21 protein-coding genes are annotated in these 21,943 nt (G+C 42.5%); 16 read left to right on the plus strand and 5 right to left on the minus strand.

Going from position 1 to position 21,943, the window contains the following annotated elements; all coding sequences use genetic code 11:
- The first annotated feature begins 9 nt into the window (after positions 1-9).
- Both AB9K32_RS10730 and AB9K32_RS10735 read left to right on the plus strand, forming a co-directional pair.
- A complete protein-coding gene (locus AB9K32_RS10730) occupies positions 10-1,407 on the plus strand; it encodes a RagB/SusD family nutrient uptake outer membrane protein (protein WP_369885165.1) in 1,398 nt (465 codons plus the stop codon).
- On the plus strand, positions 1,394-3,697 hold the full coding sequence (locus AB9K32_RS10735) for a zinc-dependent metalloprotease (RefSeq protein ID WP_369885166.1): 2,304 nt from the start codon (positions 1,394-1,396) through the stop codon (positions 3,695-3,697). The genes AB9K32_RS10730 and AB9K32_RS10735 overlap by 14 nt, the downstream gene beginning before the upstream one ends.
- A 38-nt stretch (positions 3,698-3,735) precedes the next feature.
- Here AB9K32_RS10735 and AB9K32_RS10740 read toward each other — a convergent pair whose 3' ends face one another.
- The 5 genes from AB9K32_RS10740 to AB9K32_RS10760 all read right to left on the minus strand — a co-directional run bounded on the left by AB9K32_RS10740 (position 3,736) and on the right by AB9K32_RS10760 (position 7,082).
- Positions 3,736-4,014 (minus strand): DUF6520 family protein, encoded by a 279-nt coding sequence (locus tag AB9K32_RS10740; protein WP_228237697.1) that lies wholly within the window; start codon positions 4,012-4,014, stop codon positions 3,736-3,738.
- Positions 4,015-4,041: 27 nt separating this feature from the next.
- Positions 4,042-5,184: a hypothetical protein gene (locus AB9K32_RS10745; protein ID WP_369885167.1), complete on the minus strand. Its 1,143-nt coding sequence runs from the start codon at positions 5,182-5,184 to the stop codon at positions 4,042-4,044.
- Positions 5,181-5,627 (minus strand): MauE/DoxX family redox-associated membrane protein, encoded by a 447-nt coding sequence (locus AB9K32_RS10750; protein ID WP_369885168.1) that lies wholly within the window; start codon positions 5,625-5,627, stop codon positions 5,181-5,183. Before AB9K32_RS10750 ends, AB9K32_RS10745 begins: the two co-directional genes overlap by 4 nt.
- 96 nt (positions 5,628-5,723) lie before the next feature.
- Positions 5,724-6,650 (minus strand): helix-turn-helix domain-containing protein, encoded by a 927-nt coding sequence (locus AB9K32_RS10755; protein WP_369885169.1) that lies wholly within the window; start codon positions 6,648-6,650, stop codon positions 5,724-5,726.
- 57 nt (positions 6,651-6,707) lie between these two features.
- Entirely contained in the window at positions 6,708-7,082 is a 375-nt protein-coding gene (locus AB9K32_RS10760; protein ID WP_369885170.1) for a hypothetical protein, read from the minus strand.
- A gap of 197 nt (positions 7,083-7,279) precedes the next feature.
- Between AB9K32_RS10760 and AB9K32_RS10765 the strand changes: the two genes are divergently transcribed.
- The 14 genes from AB9K32_RS10765 (at position 7,280) to AB9K32_RS10830 (ending at position 21,933) form a co-directional block, all read left to right on the plus strand.
- Positions 7,280-9,685, plus strand: a complete 2,406-nt coding sequence (locus AB9K32_RS10765; protein WP_369885171.1) for an aminotransferase class I/II-fold pyridoxal phosphate-dependent enzyme — start codon at positions 7,280-7,282, stop codon at positions 9,683-9,685.
- Between the two features lie 12 nt (positions 9,686-9,697).
- The gene (locus tag AB9K32_RS10770) at positions 9,698-10,537 is read left to right on the plus strand and encodes an RteC domain-containing protein (protein ID WP_090297696.1); all 840 of its coding nucleotides are present in this window, start codon (positions 9,698-9,700) and stop codon (positions 10,535-10,537) included.
- Positions 10,538-10,819: 282 nt separating this feature from the next.
- The gene (locus AB9K32_RS10775) at positions 10,820-11,098 is read left to right on the plus strand and encodes a helix-turn-helix domain-containing protein (RefSeq protein ID WP_369885172.1); all 279 of its coding nucleotides are present in this window, start codon (positions 10,820-10,822) and stop codon (positions 11,096-11,098) included.
- A 2-nt stretch (positions 11,099-11,100) separates the two neighbouring features.
- The gene (locus AB9K32_RS10780) at positions 11,101-11,640 is read left to right on the plus strand and encodes a hypothetical protein (protein WP_369885173.1); all 540 of its coding nucleotides are present in this window, start codon (positions 11,101-11,103) and stop codon (positions 11,638-11,640) included.
- On the plus strand, positions 11,637-12,299 hold the full coding sequence (locus AB9K32_RS10785; RefSeq protein ID WP_369885174.1) for an ATPase: 663 nt from the start codon (positions 11,637-11,639) through the stop codon (positions 12,297-12,299). Before AB9K32_RS10780 ends, AB9K32_RS10785 begins: the two co-directional genes overlap by 4 nt.
- A 151-nt stretch (positions 12,300-12,450) precedes the next feature.
- A complete protein-coding gene (locus AB9K32_RS10790) occupies positions 12,451-14,292 on the plus strand; it encodes a P-loop NTPase fold protein (protein WP_369885175.1) in 1,842 nt (613 codons plus the stop codon).
- A 6-nt stretch (positions 14,293-14,298) separates the two neighbouring features.
- Positions 14,299-15,129, plus strand: a complete 831-nt coding sequence (gene qatB / locus AB9K32_RS10795; protein ID WP_369885176.1) for a Qat anti-phage system associated protein QatB — start codon at positions 14,299-14,301, stop codon at positions 15,127-15,129.
- Positions 15,126-16,463: a Qat anti-phage system QueC-like protein QatC gene (qatC, locus tag AB9K32_RS10800; protein ID WP_369885177.1), complete on the plus strand. Its 1,338-nt coding sequence runs from the start codon at positions 15,126-15,128 to the stop codon at positions 16,461-16,463. Before qatB ends, qatC begins: the two co-directional genes overlap by 4 nt.
- Positions 16,460-17,197, plus strand: a complete 738-nt coding sequence (gene qatD / locus AB9K32_RS10805) for a Qat anti-phage system TatD family nuclease QatD (RefSeq protein WP_151891723.1) — start codon at positions 16,460-16,462, stop codon at positions 17,195-17,197. The genes qatC and qatD overlap by 4 nt, the downstream gene beginning before the upstream one ends.
- Before the next feature lie 325 nt (positions 17,198-17,522).
- Positions 17,523-17,810: a hypothetical protein gene (locus AB9K32_RS10810; protein ID WP_108246708.1), complete on the plus strand. Its 288-nt coding sequence runs from the start codon at positions 17,523-17,525 to the stop codon at positions 17,808-17,810.
- Positions 17,810-18,088, plus strand: a complete 279-nt coding sequence (locus AB9K32_RS10815) for a hypothetical protein (RefSeq protein ID WP_151891724.1) — start codon at positions 17,810-17,812, stop codon at positions 18,086-18,088. The genes AB9K32_RS10810 and AB9K32_RS10815 overlap by 1 nt, the downstream gene beginning before the upstream one ends.
- Positions 18,081-20,492, plus strand: a complete 2,412-nt coding sequence (locus tag AB9K32_RS10820) for a TraG family conjugative transposon ATPase (RefSeq protein ID WP_369885178.1) — start codon at positions 18,081-18,083, stop codon at positions 20,490-20,492. The genes AB9K32_RS10815 and AB9K32_RS10820 overlap by 8 nt, the downstream gene beginning before the upstream one ends.
- The gene (locus AB9K32_RS10825; protein WP_275648316.1) at positions 20,489-21,094 is read left to right on the plus strand and encodes a conjugal transfer protein; all 606 of its coding nucleotides are present in this window, start codon (positions 20,489-20,491) and stop codon (positions 21,092-21,094) included. Before AB9K32_RS10820 ends, AB9K32_RS10825 begins: the two co-directional genes overlap by 4 nt.
- The gene (locus tag AB9K32_RS10830) at positions 21,094-21,933 is read left to right on the plus strand and encodes a hypothetical protein (protein WP_275648315.1); all 840 of its coding nucleotides are present in this window, start codon (positions 21,094-21,096) and stop codon (positions 21,931-21,933) included. The genes AB9K32_RS10825 and AB9K32_RS10830 overlap by 1 nt, the downstream gene beginning before the upstream one ends.
- The last annotated feature ends 10 nt before the right edge of the window (positions 21,934-21,943 follow it).

The raw sequence follows: 21,943 nt of genomic DNA on the forward strand, positions 1-21,943 counted from the left end.
CAAAACAAGATGAATACAAGAAATATATTGACTTGGTTGCCAAAACATATCGTTGGCCTTATGGGTATGATCCTTCTGACCCTTTCCTGTGAGGACTATTTGGAAGTGGATCCCCCAAAGAACCAGTTGACCGGTGAGGTGGTCTTTGAGAATGCCGCAACTGTGGATGCCGCTTTTGCACACATTTATGCAGAACTCAGGGAAAATGGTTTTACAACCGGGGGTACACAAGGACTGTCCTACCTAATGGGGCATTATTCGGATGAATTGGAGCTTTACAGTTCCTCCCTTCCGGCTGTGCTCAATTATACCAATAATACCGTGCTGCCCTCGGACAACAGTGTCAAGAACCTTTGGGATACTGGTTATGGACTTGTCTATGCGGCCAATGCGCTACTGGAGGGCGTTTCAAGCTCCGGTTCCCTGACGGAAGGCGAGAAAGGGCGATTTCTCGGTGAAGCCTATTTTATAAGGGCCTTTATCCACTTCCATTTGGTGAACCTCTTTGGGGAGATTCCATATATAATGACCACGGACTATGACGAAAACAAGGATGTTGGTAGACTGGAATTGGCAATGGTCTACCAAAACATTGAGGACGATCTTCTGCTGGCAAAGGAGCTGCTTGCATTATCAGCAACCGATTTCGAAAGGTTTCGTCCGGATTATTGGACCGCATCCGCCTTGTTGGCCCGGGTATACCTGTACCAAGAAAATTGGCAATTGGCGATTGATGAGGCCTCGGCTATCCTAGGTGATAGCGGGTATGCACTCAATACTGATATGGATAGGGTGTTCCTTAAGGATAGCCCGGAGATCCTTTGGCAACTGGGACCCGGCCTTCCGGGGAACAACACCAAGGAAGCGTTCACCTTTGTGATCGTGAATGGACCGCCTCCCAATTCGGCATTGACCCAGTCCCTGATAAACAGTTTTGAGGAAGGCGACGCGCGATTGGAGCAATGGGTGGGGTCGGTCACGGATGGATCGGAAACTTGGTATTTCCCGTACAAATACCGTGAATATGTGCCGACGGCCTCCACCCAGGAATGTTCCATCATCTTTCGATTGGCGGAACAGTATTTGATTTTGGCGGAAGCCAATGCCCAATTGGGAAATCTTGGTCCTGCCCTGGAATTTTTGAACACGGTTCGCGGCAGGGCCACCTTGCCTTTTCTCGACAACTTGGACCAGGCTTCCCTATTGCAAGCCGTTCAAGCGGAACGAAGGGTCGAGTTTTTTTCCGAACAGGGCCATCGGTTCTTTGATCTCAAACGCACCGGTAGGGCGGATGCGGTATTGGCGCTCATCAAACCGGGGTGGGAGAGTTCGGACCGATTGCTGCCCATCCCGGAATCGGAACTGCTGTTGAACCCCAATCTATTGCCGCAGAATGAAGGGTATTGAGGTGCATATAGGTCTATTGAAAATATACATGAAGCATCGATTTTTGTTTTCGTGCATTGTTTGGTTAGCGGTCTGTCCCCTCTGGGGGCAGGCCAATTTTGGCATCAAGGGCCATTTGGAAAACGAACGCCTTCTGTTGGAACTGGATTCCGCCCTATGGGATGTCCCGGTACTGTTTGTTCGTCATGGCAAAGGTCAACACCAAGTGGTATGGTCCAGGGAAGGGAACCATGTCCTTTTGACACTGGACAGAGTACGTTCGGCATTGGGATTTTACCTTCCCATTTATGACAATTATGCCATAGAATCCCATATCCTGGGGCGTTTTCCCATCCTAAAGGACCTAAGCTACAGGGGTTCTGTGTTTATCGATGCCACGGAACTGTTTTTACAGACCCCGATAAAATGGGGGTTGGAGGACCCGGAGACCGTGCTTATCGAGCAGTCGTACATAACGGATGTGTCCTATTTGGACAAGGAGACCATCATCCGGACCAAACGGACCACTACGTATCGCAATTCCAGAAGGACCAAGGAGGTATACTTCAGTTTCTTTGCGTTGCCAAATCCAATGGTGCCACGATTGTTTGACCATAGGATGGCCTTTACCTACGAAGACCAATACGATATCATCAATGAACAGGTTAAAACGGAGATAGGTAGCATTGCACGCTGGCGCTTGGAAAAAAAGGACAAAGGAGCGGTTATCACCGACCCCATCAAGCCCATTGTCCTTTATCTCGATCCCAAGACCCCCGATAAATGGAAGCCCTATATCAAGGCCGGGGTACTGGAATGGTTGCCCGCATTTGAGAGGGCAGGTTTTAGTAATGCCATTGAAGTCAGGGAATTGCCAAGGGGTAAAGGGGGGTATATTGAAAACAGCGTCAATTATTCCATGATCCGATGGGCAAAGTATGTGGATGTAAGGGGAAGCCAAATACGGGGAGGGTCCTCGGTGCGGAAGATCGTTGATGAACGTACAGGGGAAATCTTAAAGGGGGATATCCTTTTGGCCAATCCTTTCCCAAGCCTTACCGATGATTATATCGTGCGCTGTGCCCCGTTGGATTCAAGAGCGCAGCAATATCCCCTGCCGGATGACCTTAAAGGGGAATTGCTGCAGTATGTAACGGCACATGAAATGGGCCATATCCTCGGCATCCGGGATGCGAATTTTGGGGAGTTTGCCTATCCGTTGGAGCGTATTCGGGATGCCGAATGGTTGGAAACAATGGGACATACCCCGAGCGTGATGAGCTATTGCAGGCATAACCATGTGGCTCAACCAGAAGATGGCATACCGGCCGATCTTTTGATCCAAAAGGTGGGACCCATGGATGCGTTCCAGATTCAATGGGGGTACGGTCAGATTGCAGGGGTGGAAAGTCCGGAAGATGAAAGGCCCTATTTGGACACCCTTGTGGACCAACAGGACAGTCTACCCTGGTTGCGTTACAACCTTGGAACCTTTGAAACCCTTGGTCCCGGTAGTGCGAATGAAGTAGTGGGAAGTGATGATCCCATAAAAAGTACGGTGCTGGGCCAAAAAAATCTCCAAAGGGTATTGGAGCTGTTGCCGATCTTAAACAAGAATCAAAGGGATGATGAACTTTTGGAACGGTTATATGACCGGAGCTTGGAATTATGGTACCATCAAATGCTTCATGTCCTATCCATGATCGGGGGATACAAAATCCAATACAAGATCGGGACGCAGAACGGTCTTGTTTACGAACCCATTTCGATGGAGGACCAGATACAGGCCATGGACTTTCTGTTGCAAAATGTCTTGGACACCCCTGATTGGCTGTCCCATCCATCGTTCTTGTCCAGGATCCGCTATACCACAAATGCGGATAAATTGTTTGAATATCGAGTAAAATTGTTGACCGATATGGTAAATCCATTACGCATCAAGCGATTGGAACAAATGGAACTTTCCGGCAGCCATTCGGGATTGACCCAACAATTGGTCCTGACCCTGGGGCCACGGCTTTTCGGTGACCTTAAAGATATGGACGAAGGAAAAAGAGATCTTCAAATGACTTATCTGTCCCTGTTGTCCAAGGTCTTTCCAACGTATAACTTGAATGCCAGTGGTAACCTTGGTATCGATGGCTATGGATACGGAAGTTATGTGAGGAGCATATTTTATGTGCAGGCCCAAGGCATTCAAAAATTGTTGAAAAAGGATATTGGAAAGAAAATCGATCCGGTGGACAAAGCGCATTTGGAACTGTGCCTTATGAAGGTAAATGGCATACTGAGGGCGAATCGTGGAAATTGAAAAAAGAAAGGAGCCTATCAAGGCTCCCTCTTTTTTGATTAATTGGGTGTGACCCTCTTCAAAGGAATGCTACAGACGGTTGCCCCTGGAATTCGGTATACCTGCTTTCCAGCATAGGTACACATATAATCACCATCCAAGGAACAATCCAAGTTGTTCACCTCTTGACATTTGGGTGACTGGGTGGCATCGAACACATACCCTTGGGTAATGGCTGCGTCATCAGCTGCTGCGTCAACAGCAGTAAAGGCACTTGTGGCAATGGCAAATACAATGGCCATGACCGGAATAATGAATTTGATCATTTTTGTTTTCATAATGAAATAATTAATAAATGTTAGGATCTACTCTGTTGTACGGGTTTTCGATCTTCTCCCGCTACTGGCCAGTAGGTAATCTTTTATGCTTTGGTTGTTTGTTATGGGCCCATCAAAATAGGGTTCACGGGTCTCATATACCGAGATCTGTGTGTCCAACAATGCCACCAGATAACCCTCGTGGACGGCAAATTCCCTTACTTTGTGTTTTTTGATGTCGTAGATGTAAAAACTATATTCATAGGATCCCTTGAGATAGTCGTATGCATCGACGATCGTGGCCTCGTCCAACATTTCCTCACTTTCATTTTTGCCCAGTCGGTCCGAAACTATCAGCAGTAGATTCCGGGACATACAAGTTGCCTTATTGATGAACAATGGTGGTGATTTCATGGAGACATCGCCCTTTAGGTTCGGTTCAGCAAGTGAAATTTGGGCGGTTTCCACCGTATCTATGGTTCGGTGCCGATGTAAGCCCTTCATTTCAAGATTCATTGTCATGAATTGGTTCCGGTAATAATACACATAGCCCATCGTTGCAGTTTCTTTGGACAGGACCATTGTCCCATCCACATCGAAAATGCCGTCAATCTGCGCTTCCAATAGGGTAGTGTCCAATGCTACCTGAAAGCCGGTTGTTTTTTTGATGATTCCCAAAGTTGATTTTTGCGTCTTTGAACTAATGGTCCGGATGAACATTAGATGGCTGTCGACAGGAACTGCCCTATCGAAAAAAGCTGCTCCTTCCATCCATGCATGGGCCTTCCATTCTCCTAATCTGCCACGAAGGATAAAGGGCATGGTCCCGTCCATGACAAAAAAATAGGGAGGGAATACCGAAGTATGTATGGAACGGTACCGTAACCCGTTGCTCGATGGTGTCAAGCGGATGGGCAAGGTGTCCTTTGTCCTCATGTTGACCTGTAACAAATGCCATGGGGCCGAACGATTGCCCAAATAAAGAAGGTCCCGGTCAAACCCGGCAATGTAATAGGAATTATGTCCAACGTCCAAATCGTATAGTTTCGTGATGGGGTGTGGTGGATATCTGCGGATGAAGGCATTGTTGCGGTGCACCTCTTGTTCGGATGAAAGGAACAGGATGACCATTAGACCAATGCTTAGTCCCATGGTTCCGAAGATTTTGATGTAACTGTTGTTCGCTATCATGTTGGTATTGCTTTTGGTGGGAGTTTGGGGGTGGAGAGAAGAATGGCCAAGGTCACAAGGACCATAAAGAAAGCGTTGAAGATGATATGTTCGGTCCACCCCATGGCTTCCAGTACACCTCCACAGGTACAGGGGATGTAATCACTGAAGTTGAGGACCAGTACAATATAGGTAGTGAACATGGTCATCAGTCCCAAAGTGCCATAAAGGGCGATCAGACGGAATCTATCCGCCAGTATCAGAAATGCGAGTATATATTCCGTCAAGGGAACCAACCAAACCACCCATTCCGCGTAAGCGGTCAAAATGGGGGATTGGCCCAGTTGTGTTTTAAAGTTTTGGAAATCCCATAGTTTGCTTGTGGCTGCATAAATGAACAATATGGAACAGAGTATACTGACCGCATAGGGAATCCAGACCTGTAAATGTTTTAAACCTTTCATATCCTTTGGATTGATATGACAAAGTTCGGGAGTCGGATTTACTTGAAACGGAGCATTCCTTGACGCAAACGGAGTAATTTGCCCATTTTGAGGGTGTTACCCCCTCAAATCACTGGGTGATTTACCATACTTGTCCCTAAATGCCCTGGAGAAATGGGCCGCACTCTTGAAGCCAGTCAAATGCGCGATTTCTTTCAAGGATAAGTTGCTATGCTGGATCAAGGTCTTCGTCTTTCTTAAACGTTCATGGGTTAGGAACCGAAATATGGTAGTGACATAGAGTTGTTTGAACCCATACTTCAATTTGTATTCGTTGGTGCCCATTTGTAGGGCAAGATCTTTTAGCAAAGGTAGATCCTTGTCCAAGTTGTTGATGATCATATCATGGACATCCCGGATCATTTCAATATCCTCAGGTGTCAGCGTGACTTTGGGCTCTTTTATGCCCTTGGTCACTTTGAGCGTCTTTTTGGGCAACTCCGTCCCAAAGGGCTCTCCCTTGGAGAAGAAAACCGTGTCCAATAGTATTTTCTGCCCACTCCCGTCCAAAGATCGGAATACTGATATATGGCAGTCCTTACCTAACAATAGCCCGTCTTTGGTTATAAACTCCAAAAACTGGACAGTTTCAGAACGTACCCTTTTCAAATGTTTGACCATCTTCTTCGCCCATACTTTTTGGGAACGCTCGGTCATAAAATCGGTAATTGGTTTTCCAATGATTTCTTTTTGCAATGAGGACAATAGCGAGCAGGTACTGTTGGTGACCATTTCTATAGTACCATATGTATCCATCAGAAAGGAAAGTTGGATGATGCATTGTGGGGTGTTGTGTGCGTTGGCAAACCCTTGATGGATAAAGGAGGCCCTGATCTCCTCGTTGACCATATTGAGCATCACGACCAAGGATGCGACATTGTCATTTTTATGGGTGGGTTCCAAACTGTAGAAGAAATTGCCACGGGCCATTTCCAGTAACATCCGTTGGATGCGCTTTACCCTAAAATCGTCATTGTTCGGCATGGTTGTCAGGTTTAGTAGTTAATAACTGGAGTCTCTTTATTTGTATAGAAGCATAGGTTATTTTATGGATTTTAAAAAGGCCAAGGCCTCTGATTTTTTGACAAAGGATCGGGTGGGGACCGACTGAGCATGGGTCCATAGATAAATGGAGCTGATCACATCGGTTACTGGGGGATCGATCAAGAAGGCCAAGGCCTTAACCCATTGTGAACCCTCCAAGGCCAAATAGTCCCGGGCCGGTTTATTGACCCTTCTTACTTCACGAATATCACAGAGAACGGGCATTTCACGGCCATTTTGGAGCATCATTCGGTCCCTGACGATAAGTTGCGCTGCCTTTAGGTCGATACAATGGTCTTTTTTGTATATGATGTGCAGCAACTCATCGGTCATCAAATAAATGGTGTATTTGTTTTCATGTGATTTTTTCATGTGGTGAAAACTGGTAAAACCTTGAATTTACAAAATTAATAGAACTCAATTCGGTCATTTGATTCATTACCCTTAAATAAAGGTATTTGACTTGACTTAAACGGAATAATGCTTGATTGAAACGGAGTATATCAGTATAGGATAGCATCTAATCTTACAAATGCCATTACTTTTTAGTACAATTTAAATCAAACAAAATGGCAAAGATCAAACACCACAATTTTTTGAACACCGTACACGAGGTATTTACCGATGCCAAGAATGCCGGGGTATTACACCTCTATGCAGGGGGAGCATCCTTTTCGGGCAGGACCATTGAGGTAGAGGGGAAGGAACTGTACCACTTTGGTACTACGGGTTACTTGGGATTGGAACAGGATCCCAGATTAAAAAGGGCCGCCAAGGAGGCCATTGATTGCTATGGGACACAATTTCCCTTATCAAAATCCTATATTTCCAATCCATTGTATGAGGAACTGGAAAACTCGATTTCTGAAATGTATGGCTATCCCATTGTCATTACCAAAAACAGTACCCTCGGGCACTTAGGGGTCATCCCCAGTGCAGTGGACGATGAAGACGTAATCATTCTGGACCACCAGGTCCATTGGAGTGTACAGAATGCGGCCAAAATGCTAAAGACTCGAAGTGTGCCCATCGAGATGATCCGACATAACCAATTGGAGATGTTGGTGGACAAGATCAAAAAATACCGGCATTCCAAAGGCAGGATTTGGTACATGGCCGATGGTATTTATTCCATGTATGGGGACTATGCCCCAGTCAAAGAACTGATGGGGTTGGCAAAAAGATATCCACAGTTACATTTTTATTTTGATGACGTACATGGTATGAGTTGGGTGGGAAGGAATGGTACCGGATATGTGTTGGACCAATTGGGGGAATTGCCTGAAAATGTATTGCTCTTCGGTACACTGAGCAAAACCTTTGGGGCCAGCGGGGCTGTTCTGGCCTGTTCCAATGCATCCATGTACGATAAGATCAAGACCTTTGGTGGGCCCTTGACCTTCTCCGCCCAATTGGAACCTGCTTCGGTAGCTGCCGCCATGGCCTCAGCACAAATCCATCTATCCCCGGAGATTTATGGGTTACAACAAGAATTGAGGGAACGCATCGATTATTTCAATGATTGCCTTTCGATAACGAAACTTCCCTTGATCGATCTGAATGAATCCCCAGTTTTCTATATCGGGACCGGTATGCCCAAAACGGGGTACAATTTTGTGAACCGTTTGATGGGGGAGGGCTTCTTTGTCAATCTCGGTATCTTTCCTGCGGTACCTGTAAAGAATACAGGTGTAAGGATTACGATTTCAAGGCATAACCAAAAAGAGGAAATCAAAGCATTGGTGGAGGCCATGGAATATCATTTTCCAAAGGCATTGGAAGATACCCAGACCGATTCCCAAAGGGTATTTCACGCCTTTAAAATGGAACCAAAGACTCTAAGTGGACCGAAAGTATCCTCTGAGCTAAACATTGAAGTATTCGATACCATTGATCAAGTTAAGAAGGAAGAATGGAACCAAAGTTTAGGTGGGCAAGGGGTTTATGATTGGGATGGCCAGAAGTTTTTGGAGGAAGTGTTTCATGGCAATCCTGGGAAAGAACATAATTGGTTGTTTCGATATGTGGTCATAAAAGATACTGATGGGATACCCCTATTGATGACTTTTGTGACCCTTTCCCTTTGGAAGGATGATATGTTGGCACAAGCACAAATTTCTGTTGCCATTGAGGAGGAAAGGAAAACCGATCCCTACCATTTGTCATCCATGGTCCTGTCCCTGGGCTGTTTGTTCACGGAAGGAGATCACTTATATTGGAATGCATCACATAGGTTGGGCATGGAGGCAAGGGATAAGCTATTGGAAACCTTGGAAAAACTGGAACTCCAGTCAGGGGCCAAGATGATAGTGTTACGGGACTTTGGTGAACATACGTCATGGAACGAACCGCTTTACGGTCAGGGATTTTTAAGGGTGCAGATGCCCAACGCCTGTTCTGTTGACTTGAGAGAGGTGGATTCGATGGAAGATTATTTGCAAAGATTGTCCTCCAGAAACAGAAGACATTTCCGAAAGGATGTCCAGCCGTATCTCGGTAGGACAAAGACCATAGTTCTTCCTAAGCTATCCAAATCTGAACTTGAACAGGTCAAATCCTTATTTGGGGAAGTACAGTCAAGAAATTTGGGGCTCAATACCTTTTCCTTTCCGGACTCCCTGTTTGAAAAGATGAACGAAAACCATTTGTGGGAGTTTATTGTCCTTTGTTCATTGGATAAACCTGAAAAGATGGTGGGTGTAATGTTCTGCTATACCAACTTGAAGCAAGTCTATGTGCCTGCCTTTGTGGGTATGGATTATGACGGTCTGGAAGAGTTTGCCATTTATCGACAGTTGCTCTACCGGACCATTGAACGGGCCATTGGATTGGGCATTCCCAAAATCGATTTTGGGTTGACCGCAGCCTTTGAGAAACGGAAACTTGGTGCAACGGTAGAGAAAAAATATGCCTATCTCCAGACCAATGACAATTTCATCCTGGAATTGCTCGGAATCATGGAAGGCCAGCATTAATGCGAAATCGTCATGAAATACCAAAAGCTGCTATCGGAATTTGAAGGCCAATTGGATGCCTTGGAAAGCGGGAACGGGGATATCCTTTTCAAAGCGGAAAAGGGTATCGTTCTCGTGGAGAAAAGTATCCGTAAACTCCAAAAACAGATTACCGGCAAGACCTTCGAGACCCAAGCGGACGAAATTTACTTCTTCAAGCACGTCAAGCCCCAAATCTTTAGTAAGCTTATCTATTATGTCAAATTGTTCAATATCGAGAGCAAGCGGCCAAGGGGGATCAATGCAGCGCAGATTAAATACCTTCAGCACCAGATTGATAAGTTCCAGACCTTTTTCAATGACAATCTGGAATTCTATAACTATTACCGTCGTGGGGCAATGTCCCTGGATGAACAATATTTTGTCAGGGGGAACCGAGACCTTAGGCTACCCCTTGAATCCTTCCACTTTCTGATCGATGACCAGTTCTCCACCTGTCAGGATGGTACCGTGGCAACGATCATGGCCTATGACATGCTCATCGTATACCTGAGAAAGGAGGTGGATGACCTACAAAACAATTTAGAACCCCAAAAGACCATGACTATGGAAAAACCTTCAAAACTGTTCTGGACCGGCAACAAGACCGATTTGATCGAACTTTTATATGCACTCCAATCCAGCAAATGCATCAATAGCGGTACCACGGACATTAAGGAGATGGCCTCGCATTTTGAACATTTTTACAATGTGGACCTTGGTAATTACTACCATACCTTTATTGATATCAGGTCCCGAAAGGGAAGTAGGACCCGGTTCTTGGACAAACTTATTGAAATGCTCCAACAGCGCATGGAATCCCTGGATGAATGAGAATTTGTTTTTCCCAAGTTGGTACCAACTTGGGTATTTTGGTATTCGGAGGTTCTGGCATGCTATTTTGCAAGTTTTTAGGTAGTTTTTTGAGCTTCCAAAGTCCATTTGAAAACAAACAACACCATATTTTATGAAATAAAAATCGTTCCCAAGTTGGTACCAACTTGGGAACGATTTCCAAAAAGCTTTTTCAGTTTTGCCCTGAAAGTCAAATCAGTGGATGGGTCACCAAAAGACCTAAAAATCATTCAGTGGCCCTTCCCTTTAAAACAAAAACATATGGGAGCTACCATCATTACCACCGAAGATCTCATGGAGTTCAAAGTGGAACTCTTGGAAGACATCAAAGCATTATTGAAAGATCAAAATGGACAACAGGGCAAAAAATGGCTGAAATCCAATGAGGTCCGAGAACTGCTGGGCATATCGCCTGGCACCTTGCAGAATCTTCGCATCAATGGCACCCTGCCATATACAAAAATTGGAGGGGTGCTTTACTACGAATACCACGAAATCATGGAAGTATTGGAGCAGAACAAGATCCATAACCGCATCTAGGTTTGGAAGAAGTCAATTACATCAAACACCTTAATGGGGTTTTTGCACAATTTGCCAAGGACAACCGTTTGAACCCGACCCATGTCAGCCTGTATATCGGGCTCTTCCAATTGTGGAACCAAAATTATTTTGTGGCCGAGTTCTACATCAGTAGGGAAGAGGCCATGGCCTATGCCAAAATCGGGTCCAAATCGACCTATCACCGCTGCATCCGCGAGCTCAGCCATTGGAACTATATCCTGTATTCCCCATCTCACAATCCCTATAAGGGCAGCCGGATCAAGATGTTCGATTTTGGGACAAGTATTGGACAAGCAGTGGACCGGCACCGTACCAAAATTGGGACAAGCAATGGACAAGCATTGGTACCTATAAACAAACAAATACAAACAATAAAAAACAATATAAACGGGCAGAACCGGAAAAAAATAAAAATGGAAGTGTTAAAGGTTGATAAAAACAATGCCAAACACACCCCCGCCGTCCCATATCGGGACAACTTACGGACCATCAAGGACAAGGACTACAACGAACCGCTATGAATTTTAAGGCCCCACATATCATTACTGAAGGTGCCATAAGTTATGAACTGGGCTCCTTGAAGGGCAGGGAGATTAAATACGATTTCGAGAAGATACTGGTCTATCTTGATGCCAAGGGAAAACTCCTTTTCGGCAAAAAGTTCAGGATCCATAGAGAGGACCGGGAGATCCTTTACAAGCTAAGCCTTTATTTTATCCGTGACCAGGATCGCTGTAAGCAATATGGCATTGACGTGGACAAAGGGCTACTCCTCTCTGGACCGGTGGGTTGTGGGAAGACCAGTCTGATGAAACTGTTCAAGTTCATGGTACCACATCAAAGGCCCTATGAAGTCATCCCCAGTCGAAACATTGTGTATGGATTCAACCATCTCGGATATAAAATCATTGGGGATTATGGGAATTCCCAATCCTTTTGTTTTGATGATCTGGGCGTGGAGCCCGATGGGGTTCATTTTGGAAAGGATTGCAATGTGCTTGGGGAGATTCTGCTATCTCGATATGAACTGTTTATGGATCATAAGTTTAAGACCCATGCCACGACCAACCTCAATGCCCAAGAGCTTGAAGATCGCTATGGAAATCGTGTTCGTTCCAGGATGCGCCAGTTGTTCAATTTGATTGCATTTGATACGAAAAGTTTTGATAAGAGAAATTAGGATAATCTTACAAAAGTTCAAACTTTACGGAAACCTGTAAGAATAAACGTTAAAATTTTTTAAATTCAAACCAAGAAAATTATTTGGGACAACGATAGAAGGGGCTGGTGGATTTTCATTGGCTTTTTTGTTTATTAAAGGTTATTGGTGTATGTGGAATGACAACGAGACAAATTCTGATTTTATAGATTACCAACATCTTGTAAATGCAGTTACAAGTATTATAGATAATGCCAGCTTATTACCCTGTAGTATTGGCGTTTTTGGTGATTGGGGAAGTGGAAAATCCAGCCTAATGAAAATGGTTGAAGAAAAATATAATGAGAATGATGACATATTGATTATAAATTTTAATGGATGGCTGTTTGAAGGGTATGAGGACACTAAAACGGTTCTAATGGGAAGGATTGTTGACGAAATCATTAAACAAAGAAAACCTCAAGACAAAGCCCTAAAAATAGCTGCAAGACTATTAAGAAAAATAGATTTACTAAAAATAGGGCAATCAGCAGTTAAGCACGGTGCTGGTTTTATGTTAATGGGACCAGCTGGACTTGCACTTACCACTACTTCTGATATTTTATCCAAATTATCTAAAGCGAACTATGAGGATTATATAAAAAAACAAAATGAAAGTACTGACCCTGATGAAGTCCTTAAAAATGATATCCAAGAATTTCATTTGGCATTTGAGGAGCTGATCAAGGAGACTAATATTGAAAAAATAGTGGTGCTAATAGATGATTTAGATAGATGTTCCCCAGATACTGTAATAGGAACATTGGAGGCGATAAAATTATTCTTATTTGCTCAGAAAACAGCATTTATTATCGGTGCAGACGAAAGGCTAATTAAGCATGCTGTAAGAAGAAGGTTTCCTGAAATTCCTGGCGATAATACCGAAGTAGGGCGCGATTACCTTGAAAAATTAATTCAATATCCCATAAGAATCCCTCCCCTAAGTGATTTAGAATTGACGACCTACATTAATTTATTGTTCACATACTTATATACAGATGTAGGTGAGTTTGAGCATATTAGAATTGGTGTTTTAAAAGAAAAAAATAAAGATCAATTTGGGTTTACTTATAAACTTGAAAATGCTAGTGAGTTTGTAAATGAAGTAGATGAAAATTTAAAAGAAGCTTTGCTTCTTTCGGCACAATTAGTGTCTGTCCTTGCAGTTGGCCTCAATGGTAATCCAAGACAAACCAAGAGATTTTTAAATACACTTTTATTGAGGCACCAGATGGCAAACTCTAAGGGTGAAGTTCTCGACAAACGAATTCTGGCCAAATTAATGCTTTTGGAATATTTCAAGTCAGAAACGTTTAAAAGCCTGTATCAACAACAAGCCCAAAACCAGGGAATAGTTTCCGAATTGAAGGTAATGGAGGAGTTGGCGATCCAAGATAATGACGAAAAGTTTGACGAATTGCCTGTAGAATATCAAAGTTATTTACAAGATTCTTGGATTAAAAAATGGCTTTCATCAGAGCCTAATCTCGCCGATGTCAATCTACAATCCTATTTCTATTATTCAAGGGATAAATTATCAGTGTCAGGGACAAATATCCAAAGAATGAGTTCCCAGGCTCAGGAACTCTATATTAAAATCCTAAATGATTCAGAAACTATAAGAAGTTTAGCCATAAAAGAAACTAACACCCTTAGTGATGGTGATTCTTCTGCAATTTTTGAATCACTTGCTGAGAAGATGAAAAATGAAGGAGCACAAGAAGGAGAAGCGCCAACATTAAAACGTTTAATTGACTTTTGTAAGGTAAGAAAGGAACTTGTTTCCCAATTATTAAGCTTAATAGATAAATTACCGCATCAGGTTTTACCACTTAGCATTACTACCTGGTTACAAGGGATTTCAGAAAATACATCTCACGAACCAACAGTCAATAAAATGATTAGTGACTGGAGTAAAAGTACAACGAACAAACGTTTAGCAGGAATCGCAAAACGTAAACTTAAAAATCTGTAATAAATCATGGGAACATCTGCATCAGGGACAGGTCCAAAAGGGAGTACACCATTGTTACCAAGTTGGGCAAATGGTTCTGATAATTCTCCAGTACCAGAAGATAATCAGCCGACCGAGAATAATCCTGATAATACTGTAGATTCGAAACCCGAACAAGTGCCAACACAAAAACTGACCGGAACAAAAAGCATTCTTACAAGAATCTCTAATGGAGGCAAAGGTTCTAATTTCAAAAAATTTGCGAAATCCTACATAAGGTCATCAGGGGGTAGTAAGGCCGCAACAAAATCCTCAATCGCGGGAATTAATGTGGGTAGAAATTACCTTGGATTTTTGGACGGAGTATCGAAGGACGGGTTTAAAGAAACTTTGCAAAAATACGATCTGTCTGATTGTATCGGTAAATCTGGGGAAGAAGTTATCGCTAAAATTGCAGATCGAATAGCCCCATCTGGCAGTACAAATGATGAGGCCATAGCACGTGCAGCCATTATGATTGCATTTGATAGGCTCTATGAAAAAATCCTTGATAGTGGAAAGGACATTGTAGCAATCGATAGCATCGATTCTGAAACACTTTCAGATACAGTAGTTGAATTTGTTAGTGCTTACATTTTTAAAAAATGGGTTTATGAAGCTGGAATTGCACTTGAACGAAATGATTTGACAGAGAGCGAAGCTATAAAACTTGAGAACGAAATGCGTTTTTTCATAAGGGATGAGGTGAAAAATGGGTTTCAAAAGACTGATGTTTCTAAACTGGATTTAGCTCAAGGAGAGGGACGTAAAATTATAGAAGACATATTTGAACTCGCATATTCAACTTTGGAAAAATGAGCATCTGGCATATAATTATAAAAAATAGTGAAAAAGATACATTTGATGTAAAAGTATCGGGAACAGAAGAGAAGTATGTTCTAAATACTATGCAATTCGCAGACAATCAATCTGCCTTGGGAACTAATATTTTTAAAGAACTACGTTTGGCAAAAATCGAACCAACAGAAGTTGTTTTAGATTTATTGCATTTATCCCTTGGAATTTATACCACCGACCAAGTCGTTTCAAGAAAAGCTTTTGGGTTTCAAGAGTGGAGTCGCCATCTAAAAATTTATATGCCAGTTTCCTCCATAGAAAAATGGGAAAAAACAAAAGAGGATTTGCAGAAATTATTATCATTTTTAAGTGGTGACAAATGGGAAATTTATTTTAGACAGAATGAAATAATAGAGGGAAAACAGATTGAACTTATTAAAACTAGCAATCCCCATAACATCGAAACTGTTGCTTTATTTTCGGGTGGTATGGACTCATTTATAGGAGCTATTAATTTATTGGAGAATAAAAAGAAAGTAACCTTTGTAAGTCATTATAAAAGAGGAGCTGATAAAAGTGCCCAAACTAAATTATATGAAAATTTAAAGAAAAAATATGGTGATAAATCCTTCACTAATTACCAATTTTATGTACAGCCAAATCAACAACATAAAAAGGCTTCAAAAGAAGAAAGCTCTAGAGCAAGGTCTTTTTTATTTTTGTGTCTGGGATTAATAGTTGCTAATACAATGGATGATAAAATTGACTTTATCATTCCTGAAAATGGCTTAATTTCTTTAAATGTCCCTCTTACCGGAACTAGATTGAGTAGTCATAGCACAAGAACCACACATCCGTACTATTTATCAATGTTTAAAAAATTCATCTTAGAGCTGGGTATAAATAATAAAATTATAAACCCATATCAATGGAATACCAAAGGTGAAATGATGATGGAATGTAAGAATCAAGAATTGCTTAAAAAATTATCTCCCGAAACCCTTTCTTGTTCACACTCAGAAAACAGTAGATATTCTGGAATGAGACCGGGAATTCAATGTGGTTATTGTGTACCTTGTATAATTAGGCAAGCTGCTGAAAAGAAAAGCGGAATAACTGGAACCGAATATGTACACAACATAAATCAAAATACTCCATCACAAAAGTCAATTTCTGGTAGCGATATTAGGGCCTTTAAACTTGCATTAAAACGTTTGGAGAACCGCCCCAAAAGAACTGTAATGTTTGATATTTTAAGTTCTGGACCTATACCTTTTGAGAATAGACAAGAACTGGATAAATATATAGATGTTTATCTACGTGGTATGAAAGAAGTAAATGAATTTTTAAAATGAAGTACCATGATACTCATTTTCACCTTGATTTAATGGCTAATCCTATTGATATTGTACGTCAAATAGAAAAGCATGAAATTTATACCATTGCGGTTACAAATAGCCCTCAAGTTTATTTTTATACCGAGAACATAACAAAAAATAGCAAATATATTAGACCAGCTCTTGGGCTTCATCCTGAGCTAGTTTCTGAAAGGTATAAAGAGATTGACCAATTTATATCATTACTTAGTAAAACTAAATATATTGGTGAAGTCGGGTTGGATAATTATAATAAAACACCCTCTGACTATAAAAAGCAAATCCTTGTTTTTGAAAAAATTGTTTCGTCCTGTGCCGCTTTTGGAGATAAAATATTGACCGTTCATAGTCGACGTGCAGAAACTGATTTGCTTGATATCTTTGGCAATGAATTTCCTGGGAAAGTTATTTTACATTGGTATTCCGGTTCTTTAAAAAACCTAGAAAGGGCAATCTCGCTAGGATATTATTTTTCTATAAACTACCAAATGACAAAATCCAAAAATGGACAAAAAATTATTGATAGAATTCCTATCAATCGTTTGCTTATAGAATCTGATGGCCCATTTACTTCATTGGGCTCAAAAAAATTCACACCTTTAATGGTTGATAGTATTTTGGATGGAATTTGTCACTCGAAAAACGACATTAATCCCAAAGAAATAAAACAAAGAATATTGCGTAATTTTTATGATCTTATCAGCTGCAAATAAATGGTATTTTAATGTAGTTGTAGAAACTACCAAAAACCATAGGGCTGCATCCTTATATTTATTGATTAAAATGGAATTATGTGTTGAAAGCAATATTCCAAATCTTATTTTTAGAATAAAAGGTCATTTACTTTTAAATGAAGTTTTAACTTTTCAACATTCACATTTTAGTTTTTAATGAAATTTGATGCCAATTGGCATTAACAAAATCCATTCAAAACCAATTTTTATTATATTCACAAATATCTGATATTCAGTTATTTGAATCGAATATTCCTGTACTTTTCACATATCATTAATCGTCTAACCCTTAAACGTTTACGATATGCGAAAATCTTTCTTCATCACCTTAGTATTGCTTTTTACCTCCAGTGCCCTTTTGGCCCAGATCGGTGGCATCGAGGATTCGGTCAATGATATTTCAGATACCATTCGGGCCATATTTCCTATCATCCTTGGGGTCATCTTTTTGGTAGGTTTCCTTTTTAATGCCGGACATTTCTTTGGGGAGAACGCTGACCTAAAAAGGGGTATTACCCGGGTCTTGGTCTTTGTGCTGATTGCCGGTGCCGTGGTGGGCATCTTTACCTATCTCATTGGAATCGTGGTCTGATGAAACAGTATGAGGTCTATCGGAATATACGAAAGCGGGCCATGATCATGGGGCTGACCATTTCCCTGTTTGCCCTGATGATGGCGTCTATCATCTGTTCGCTTTTGATCATCATTTTTTCGTTTCATTTTAGTGTCATCGTGGGCCTACTGCTCTTCAATGCCCTGCTCTATGGGGCATTGTTGCAGTGGGTGAAGAAACCTTTCCAATTGAAGGTAGTGCAAACCTTTCCCAAGACCATAAGCCTAAAACAGTTAAACCTCCTTGACTATGTCTAAACTGAATTTCAATGCATTTCACCCAATCCTGGATATCCAGAACCATGTGGTCTTTGGGAGCAATGGGAATGTGGTATTGTGTTATCAGGTGGAACTGCCGGAGATATATTCCCTTTCTGAAACGGATTTTGAGGAGCTTCACAGGATGTGGTTCCAAGCCTTTAAATCCTTGCCGGTGGGTACGGTTATCCATAAACAGGATGTATACCAAAAGAAAGGTTATGATGCTAAGAATCTTCCAAGGGATACCTTTCTGGCCAAGGCCACCCATGATTATTTTTTGGGTAGGGAACATTTGGACCATCAGAGTTATCTCTTCTTTGTACTTCCTCTTGAGAAGGCCCTTAATGCCACTAAATATGTCAATCCCTTTCGAAAAGTGGAAAAAGGGTTGCACCGGAAACTGGATGTGCAGGTAGCTGAATTTGTGACCGCCATCAACGATGCGGTATCCTATGTCAACAACTCCAAAAGCGTGTCCATGGTTCCCATGGAACCTGAAGCAATATTACAGCATACCCAGGATTATTTCAATGGGTTCAATCAAGGTTTTGATACGGATATCCAGCTCGGAAAAGGCCCCATAGAAATTGGTGACCATTATTTCGATGTGATGGCCTTCACTAATGAAGGTTGTTTCGGAGAAACGGTTCAGAGCAGTGTGCCCAACGGCAAATTCAGTTCGGACGGGTTCAGCTTTCATAAGGGTTTTTTGGACGGTCTGGGATTGGAGTTGGGGGAAAACCATATCATCAACCAAATCCTTTATCTGGACGATACCCATCAATGGCGTAAACTATTGGACAAAAAAATTGAGGAACTCTCCAAGAGCTCCAATTTTGGCTCCCAGAACAAAGTGGTTCGCAACAAGGTCCAACATATCTTGGATCGGATCAATGGGGATGATACCGCACGGATCGTTCGTGGCCATGTGAATATTGTTTTTTGGCATACGGAGGTTGGCGTGTTGAAGCGCATTGCTTCTAGCATTAAGGCCACATTGAAGGAACTGGATATACGACCCTATCATCCCCATGGGGAGGAGCGCAAACATTATTTATTGAACTCTTATCCCAGTCATGCTTCCAACTTTTCCAATGAAGATCTTTTTGTGATGGACCTGAAGGCCGCTCTTTGTCTGTATATCAACAATACCAATTATCGCTCTGATGAATCAGGAATCGTTTTTAATGATAGACAGAACAATATTCCTGTGGTCAAGGATGTGTGGGACGAGGGTAAACGGCGTATCAAGGCCCGAAATTTTGCCATTTTTGCCCCGACAGGGGAAGGAAAGTCCTTCTTGGCCAATAATATCCTACGTCAATACTTTGAGGCCGATGTACGATTGGTCATTATCGATCTAGGGGGTTCCTATGCCAAATTTGCCCAATTGTATCCCGATGATCATGTCATCCTGCGATACGAACAGGGGAAGAATCTGGGCATCAATCCCTTTTATATTTCAGAGCAGTCCGATTTGACCCCTGAACGCTTGGAAGATCTGGCCCTGTTTCTTTTGGAGCTCTTGGCCGAAAACCAGGTGACCAAATCCAAGGAAGTGGCCTTGAAAAAAGTGTTGTTGCACTACTATGATACGGTCAGGGATGGGCATTCCCTGGCTTCCCTATATCAGTTCGTGGACAAACACAAGGATACCCTGATAGAGGATACAAGGGTTCAGGAATCCGATTTCAATGTTTATGGATTTTTGCACATCCTTTCCGAATATGTGGATGGGGGACTGTACAGTTTTCTGTTCCATGTGGCAGAAGACCAGACCTATAAAATAGAGGACAAGCGCCTGATTGTCTTTGAACTGGACAAAGTGCGAGACAATAAGGAAATCCTGTCCGTAATGCTCAAATTGATCAAGTCCGCCATCCAACGCACCATTTGGAGGAACAGGTCGGAACGGGGCATTATTCTTTTCGATGAGTTTGCCAAGCAGCTTAAATTTCCCCATGTATTGGAGAGTGTGGAGTTCTATTACCAGGCCATCCGAAAGCAAAACGGGGCCATTGGTATCATCCTGCAATCCATCAACCAATTACCGGAAAATGCCACTTCGGCAAGTATCCTGGAGAATACGCAGGTCGTGTACAGTTTACGGAACGAGAAGGGCTATGATGAATTGGTTAGACGGTTGCACCTCTCCAACCATGATCTCAATCAATTGAAGTCCCTTAGAAACAACCTTACCGGGGTGCGCAAATACACCGAAATCTTTATCAAAATCGGGAAGGAAAGCAATGTCTTTCGCTTGGAGGTGCCCCCAGAGGTCTATGCCGCCTATCTCACCGATGGGGTGGAACATGGCCAGCTTATGGAGCTCTTTGAACAGTTTGGGAATATGGAACGGGCCATTACTGAATTTATAAATCAACAAAAGAAAATGATATGAGAGTAACAATAAAACAAACCCTTTGGAAGAATCCCAAGACTTTGATACTCGCTCTGATCTTGGCCATTTCCTTGCCCGGCCGTGCTACGGCCCAGGGAATGCCGGTGTATGACAATACGAACTTTATCAGCATGACCAAATCCCTGTTGGAATCTGCAAAGCAGACCTCTGAACTGCTAAAGACCGTGGAGTTTTTAAAGGAACAGAAGGACAATATTGTCAAAGTCAACAATACCATTAAACAATTGAAGGCGGTGCGGGAACTCGCACGGAACAATGAAATCCTTTTCAATACCGTGCAAAATGAATTGAGGGATATTTTGAATTCCCCCTATATCAAAGCCGGGGAGGTGGAACAGGTATCCAGAGCCTTTGAACAGATCATGGATACGGCCATTGATGATCTCGATTTTGTAAACCAGATTTTGTCCAGTGATTTTTTGAAGATGTCCGATGCGGAGCGCACGGCCATTTTGATGGAAAAAAAAGTGCAGTCGCAGGAAATGGTGGCCGAGTTGGAGGTCAAGACACGAAGGTACCGGGAAATCATCTCCTTTCGGCGTATGCAGGATATCATCAATAACCGGGAAACCAATTACTGATGGCGGGAATCTTTTTGGGCATAGGATTGGAATATGTGGATGCCGTCTTCCAGACCATCAAGGACAGTGATTTCTCCCAATATACCATTGTGGGGATGAAGACCCTGGCCGTACTGTTTTTTTTGATCAATATTTTGAAGAAATACAATGAGGGAATAGCTTCCACCGATGGCCATACCTGGGGGTTGACCCCCACGGAACTGGCCAAGAATTTTTTGGTGGTGCTCTTGGTCATTTTCTCCACTGAGGTATTGGGAGTGTTCGATGGGATCCTGGTGGCCATTGAGGCCCAATACCGGGACACGGCTCCGGCACTCCTCCCATTACAGTTGCAGGATGTGGACCTGGAACGGGATGTGGGTGCCTTGGAAGCCGCCAAGAAAGCCATGGCACTGTTGTATGAGGCCTTGGTCACTCCTTTGTACGGATTAAAGGTCTTGGCCTTTATCATCGGGGTCATTCTTTGGTTGATGGACCTGTTCATCTATCCTTTGTTCCTTGCAGAGCGATATTTCCTATTGGGGATCCTACAGGCCTTTTTTCCCTTGGTCATCAGCTTGGCCGTCTTTGAAAAGTTCAGGCCATTGGCCTATAATTATTTCAAGCTCTATGCAGCAGTATATATGCTGGTTCCCGCCTTCTTTTTGGTCAATGTCTTCGTCAACAACCTTTATACGGAGATCAGTACCAACTTCTGGGGGAACCTCTTTGGTTTTGATTTTGGGCGTGAATTCTTTGCCTCCATCATTGAACTCGGGACCATTGGCTTTATTGTCTTGCTCAAATTTAAATTGTACCGAAGGGCGACCAGTTTTACCCTTCGATTGTTCACCGGTTAAATTGAAGTCT

Source organism: Allomuricauda sp. XS_ASV26 (assembly GCF_041224615.1).
Lineage (GTDB): Bacteria > Bacteroidota > Bacteroidia > Flavobacteriales > Flavobacteriaceae > Flagellimonas > Flagellimonas alginolytica.

Excerpts from the sequence above, each read along its gene's own strand:
- AB9K32_RS10740 (WP_228237697.1), bottom strand. The coding sequence starts at position 4,014 with ATGAAAACAAAAATGATCAAATTCATTATTCCGGTCATGGCCATTGTA.
- AB9K32_RS10820 (WP_369885178.1), top strand. The coding sequence starts at position 18,081 with ATGTCTAAACTGAATTTCAATGCATTTCACCCAATCCTGGATATCCAG.
- AB9K32_RS10745 (WP_369885167.1), bottom strand. The coding sequence starts at position 5,184 with ATGATAGCGAACAACAGTTACATCAAAATCTTCGGAACCATGGGACTA.
- qatC (WP_369885177.1), top strand. The coding sequence starts at position 15,126 with ATGAGCATCTGGCATATAATTATAAAAAATAGTGAAAAAGATACATTT.
- AB9K32_RS10815 (WP_151891724.1), top strand. The coding sequence starts at position 17,810 with ATGAAACAGTATGAGGTCTATCGGAATATACGAAAGCGGGCCATGATC.
- AB9K32_RS10750 (WP_369885168.1), bottom strand. The coding sequence starts at position 5,627 with ATGAAAGGTTTAAAACATTTACAGGTCTGGATTCCCTATGCGGTCAGT.
- qatD (WP_151891723.1), top strand. The coding sequence starts at position 16,460 with ATGAAGTACCATGATACTCATTTTCACCTTGATTTAATGGCTAATCCT.
- AB9K32_RS10770 (WP_090297696.1), top strand. The coding sequence starts at position 9,698 with ATGAAATACCAAAAGCTGCTATCGGAATTTGAAGGCCAATTGGATGCC.
- AB9K32_RS10785 (WP_369885174.1), top strand. The coding sequence starts at position 11,637 with ATGAATTTTAAGGCCCCACATATCATTACTGAAGGTGCCATAAGTTAT.
- AB9K32_RS10775 (WP_369885172.1), top strand. The coding sequence starts at position 10,820 with ATGGGAGCTACCATCATTACCACCGAAGATCTCATGGAGTTCAAAGTG.
- AB9K32_RS10830 (WP_275648315.1), top strand. The coding sequence starts at position 21,094 with ATGGCGGGAATCTTTTTGGGCATAGGATTGGAATATGTGGATGCCGTC.
- AB9K32_RS10765 (WP_369885171.1), top strand. The coding sequence starts at position 7,280 with ATGGCAAAGATCAAACACCACAATTTTTTGAACACCGTACACGAGGTA.
- AB9K32_RS10760 (WP_369885170.1), bottom strand. The coding sequence starts at position 7,082 with ATGAAAAAATCACATGAAAACAAATACACCATTTATTTGATGACCGAT.
- AB9K32_RS10810 (WP_108246708.1), top strand. The coding sequence starts at position 17,523 with ATGCGAAAATCTTTCTTCATCACCTTAGTATTGCTTTTTACCTCCAGT.
- qatB (WP_369885176.1), top strand. The coding sequence starts at position 14,299 with ATGGGAACATCTGCATCAGGGACAGGTCCAAAAGGGAGTACACCATTG.
- AB9K32_RS10735 (WP_369885166.1), top strand. The coding sequence starts at position 1,394 with ATGAAGGGTATTGAGGTGCATATAGGTCTATTGAAAATATACATGAAG.
- AB9K32_RS10755 (WP_369885169.1), bottom strand. The coding sequence starts at position 6,650 with ATGCCGAACAATGACGATTTTAGGGTAAAGCGCATCCAACGGATGTTA.
- AB9K32_RS10790 (WP_369885175.1), top strand. The coding sequence starts at position 12,451 with ATGTGGAATGACAACGAGACAAATTCTGATTTTATAGATTACCAACAT.
- AB9K32_RS10825 (WP_275648316.1), top strand. The coding sequence starts at position 20,489 with ATGAGAGTAACAATAAAACAAACCCTTTGGAAGAATCCCAAGACTTTG.
- AB9K32_RS10730 (WP_369885165.1), top strand. The coding sequence starts at position 10 with ATGAATACAAGAAATATATTGACTTGGTTGCCAAAACATATCGTTGGC.